This is a genomic window from Flavobacterium sp. FPG59 (assembly GCF_002150205.1).
Classification (GTDB): domain Bacteria; phylum Bacteroidota; class Bacteroidia; order Flavobacteriales; family Flavobacteriaceae; genus Flavobacterium.
In genome coordinates this window covers 1-2,952 of record NZ_MTCA01000302.1, presented here as the reverse complement: position 1 = coordinate 2,952, position 2,952 = coordinate 1, and the positions used below count along the sequence as shown (strand labels likewise).

2 protein-coding genes are annotated in these 2,952 nt (G+C 32.2%); one reads left to right on the top strand and one right to left on the bottom strand.

From position 1 onward, the window contains the following. The first annotated feature begins 179 nt into the window (after positions 1-179). Positions 180-1,241: a glycosyltransferase family 9 protein gene (locus FPG59_RS15335; RefSeq protein ID WP_086455425.1), complete on the top strand. Its 1,062-nt coding sequence runs from the start codon at positions 180-182 to the stop codon at positions 1,239-1,241. A gap of 73 nt (positions 1,242-1,314) precedes the next feature. On the opposite strand, the gene FPG59_RS15330 is transcribed toward FPG59_RS15335, so the two are convergent. After that, positions 1,315-2,778, bottom strand: coding sequence for a LysM peptidoglycan-binding domain-containing protein (locus FPG59_RS15330; protein WP_086455424.1), 1,464 nt, complete (start codon positions 2,776-2,778; stop codon positions 1,315-1,317). Positions 2,779-2,952 lie beyond the last annotated feature (174 nt).

The window sequence follows — 2,952 nt, the reverse complement described above, 5'->3', positions numbered from 1 at the left end:
GTTTCTTCAGTAACAAAATCAATTTCTACTATAGAGAAACAACACAAAAATCACATTCTGTAAAGCCCTTTCAATTTTCGAACCAGTTCGAAATAATACTTTTTTACTCAAAAAAACAATGTAAACAAGTAAATTGTACATTTGTCCAAAATAGAATAATATAACATTTCATTTACTACATGAGTCTTCTAACAAAAATCAATGTGCTGCGCCGAGCTGTAACTCGTGGACTTACAAAAAATATTGGCAAATCTGCTAACAACTACGCCATAGATCCTTCTCAAAAAATAACAATTAAAAAAGTCTTAATTTCTAGACCCAATCACAGGCTTGGTAACTTACTACTAATTACTCCGCTTGTTCAGGATGTCACCAACACTTTTCCAAATTGTAAAATAGATTTGTTTGTAAAAGGTGGCTTGGCGCCAATTGTTTTTCAAAACTATGACAACATCAATAACATTATAGAATTACCTAAAAAACCTTTTAAAGACCTTACTGCTTATTTTAAAGTATGGGTAAAAATCAAAAGTGAGAAATATGATATTGTAATAAATGTGGATAAAAACTCCTCTTCTGGTAGGTTATCAGCACAATTTGCAAATGCGAAATACAAATTTTTTGGAGAAGAAGACGAAACACTTCGAATCAAACACCTTGATTACGAGCATATTGCAAAATTTCCTATTTATGAATTCCGTAGTTTCCTAAGTAAATTGGGATTATCTGAGAGCCATACAGCTTTACCTCCATTAGATATCAAACTGACAGCAACTGAATTGCTACAAGGTAAGAATGCTGTTGACGCTTTAATACCAAATGACAAAGAAACAATTTGTATTTTTACTTACGCTACAGCTGACAAATGTTACTCTACAACGTGGTGGGAAGAATTTTATGTGGGTCTAAAATTAGAATTTTCTAATTACAATATCTTAGAAATTTTACCGGTTGAAAATGTTTCACAAATCAATTTTAAGGCAACTTCATTTTATAGTAAAGATGTGAGAGAAATAGCTGCTGTAGTTGCAAACACAAAACTTTTCATAGGCGCTGATAGTGGCATTATGCATTTAGCAAGTGCAGGTTTAACTCCTACAGTAGGGTTGTTTTCTAGATCAAACATTGATATTTACAAACCCTATAACAACAACAGTATAGCAATAAACACAAACATTGGAACAGTAAAAGAATGGATATCAAATATTAAAACGGTTATTTCAGTTATTGATTCTAAATAAAAGTTTCATTTTCATCAAAAAAGCCTCTTTTCTTAATAAAAAAGAGGCTTTTTTGATACATTTTGTATTGCACTTATTGCACAACTCTGTTGATTTGCGAGAAGTTCTTTTCGTAATATCGCTCTTTTGTCGAAGAAATAATTACACCGTTACTTGTAGAGGAATGAATAAATTTAATTTCACCTTCACAAACCTCAACAACCATTCCCACGTGATTGATTTGCCCTCTACCATTGGTTTTAAAAAAAATCAAATCTCCTTTTTGAGCTTCATCTGTACTAATCTTAGTGCCCACTGCAGATTGCTCTCTTGAAGTTCGTGGCAATTTAATATCAAAAGAACCAAATGTAGAACACATCAATCCAGAACAATCAAAGCCATCTTTGCTAGTGCCTCCACTTCGGTATCGAGTTCCTATATTTTCTGAGGCTCTAGAAATCAACTGGTCTAAAAAATCGTGATTAAATGATGGTTTAACGGCGGTATTAAAATCAATTTTTTTGCTTTCTATAGCCGCATCGCTAATTTTTATCTCTGCCGTTTGATTCAACTCGTAATTTAATTGGTTTGGCGAAAGTATAGAAAGCTTATACCCTACTGGAAGACCATTTTTAATTTCAGGATTTTGCTTCTCTAATTCTTGTACAGTAATACCATATTGTTTTGCTATAGCATACTTAGTTTCCTTAGGTAAAACCTCTCTTATTATAGCTTGGGAATTAGAACTTAATGTTGCTGTTGCAATATTAGTCTGACTAGGAAAAGCTGAATTATTTGTTGCATTTTCTCCTACGCTACTAGTTGTCGGTATCGTTTCCAGATTTTCATTTTTGGGACTTGCTACAACAATTGTACTGCTCGTTTCTTCAAGAGAAGTAGTTTGACTTTGTGACACAACCTCTGTACCCGGAATTGTAATCATTTGGCCCGCTCGTAATGCTTTCACGCCAATTTCAGGATTTGCTTTGTCAAATTCTTTAATTGTAATACCGTATTTTCGGGTGATAGAATACTTTGTCTCTTTTGGTAAAACTGCTCTTGTAAAAGTGCTTTTAACTTCATTTTGATCCTCGTTATTACCCTTTTCGGTGTGATTTACAACATCCGATTCTATTTTACTAGATAAAAATGCATTTTCAGGAATATTAATTTTTTGACCTATTCTTAATTCAGATTCTCCGAGAGTGGGATTCAATTCCTTAAGTACTTTAAATGCAATTCCGTATTGTTTTGCAATACCATACAAAGTTTCTTTGGCTTGTACTTCATGATCTTTTGTTTTTTGACTTAAGATCGAATTACTTTTGGAAACACTTTTGTTTTTAGCCTCTTGTGGGATTATCAAAACGGCATTCAGTTTTAATAATTTTTTGGCACTTGGGTTTAACTTTATAATCTCACTTTGCTTCACTTCATATTTATCAGCAATACTGGATACGGTTTCTCCTTTTACAATAGTATGCTTTATGACTCGTTCCTGCGAGAAAATAGCAATACTATTTAGAAAAAATAAAGCTGTTAGTAATCGTAAATTCATATTTATTTGTTTGCTGCTCTTTAAAAAAACAGAGCGTGATTTGGTTCTTAGTTAATTGATTAAAAAATGATACAATAAAACTTTTCATTTCTAAACAATATAAACATGCAATTACCTTATTCTCTTTGTCTGAAAGAGTTGTTCCAATCTAAACATTAGCAATTGGAATAGTAT

What these genes read in the sequence shown, in the direction of transcription:
- FPG59_RS15335 (WP_086455425.1), top strand. Translation starts at nt 180, where the DNA reads ATGAGTCTTCTAACAAAAATCAATGTGCTGCGCCGAGCTGTAACTCGT.
- FPG59_RS15330 (WP_086455424.1), bottom strand. Translation starts at nt 2,778, where the DNA reads ATGAATTTACGATTACTAACAGCTTTATTTTTTCTAAATAGTATTGCT.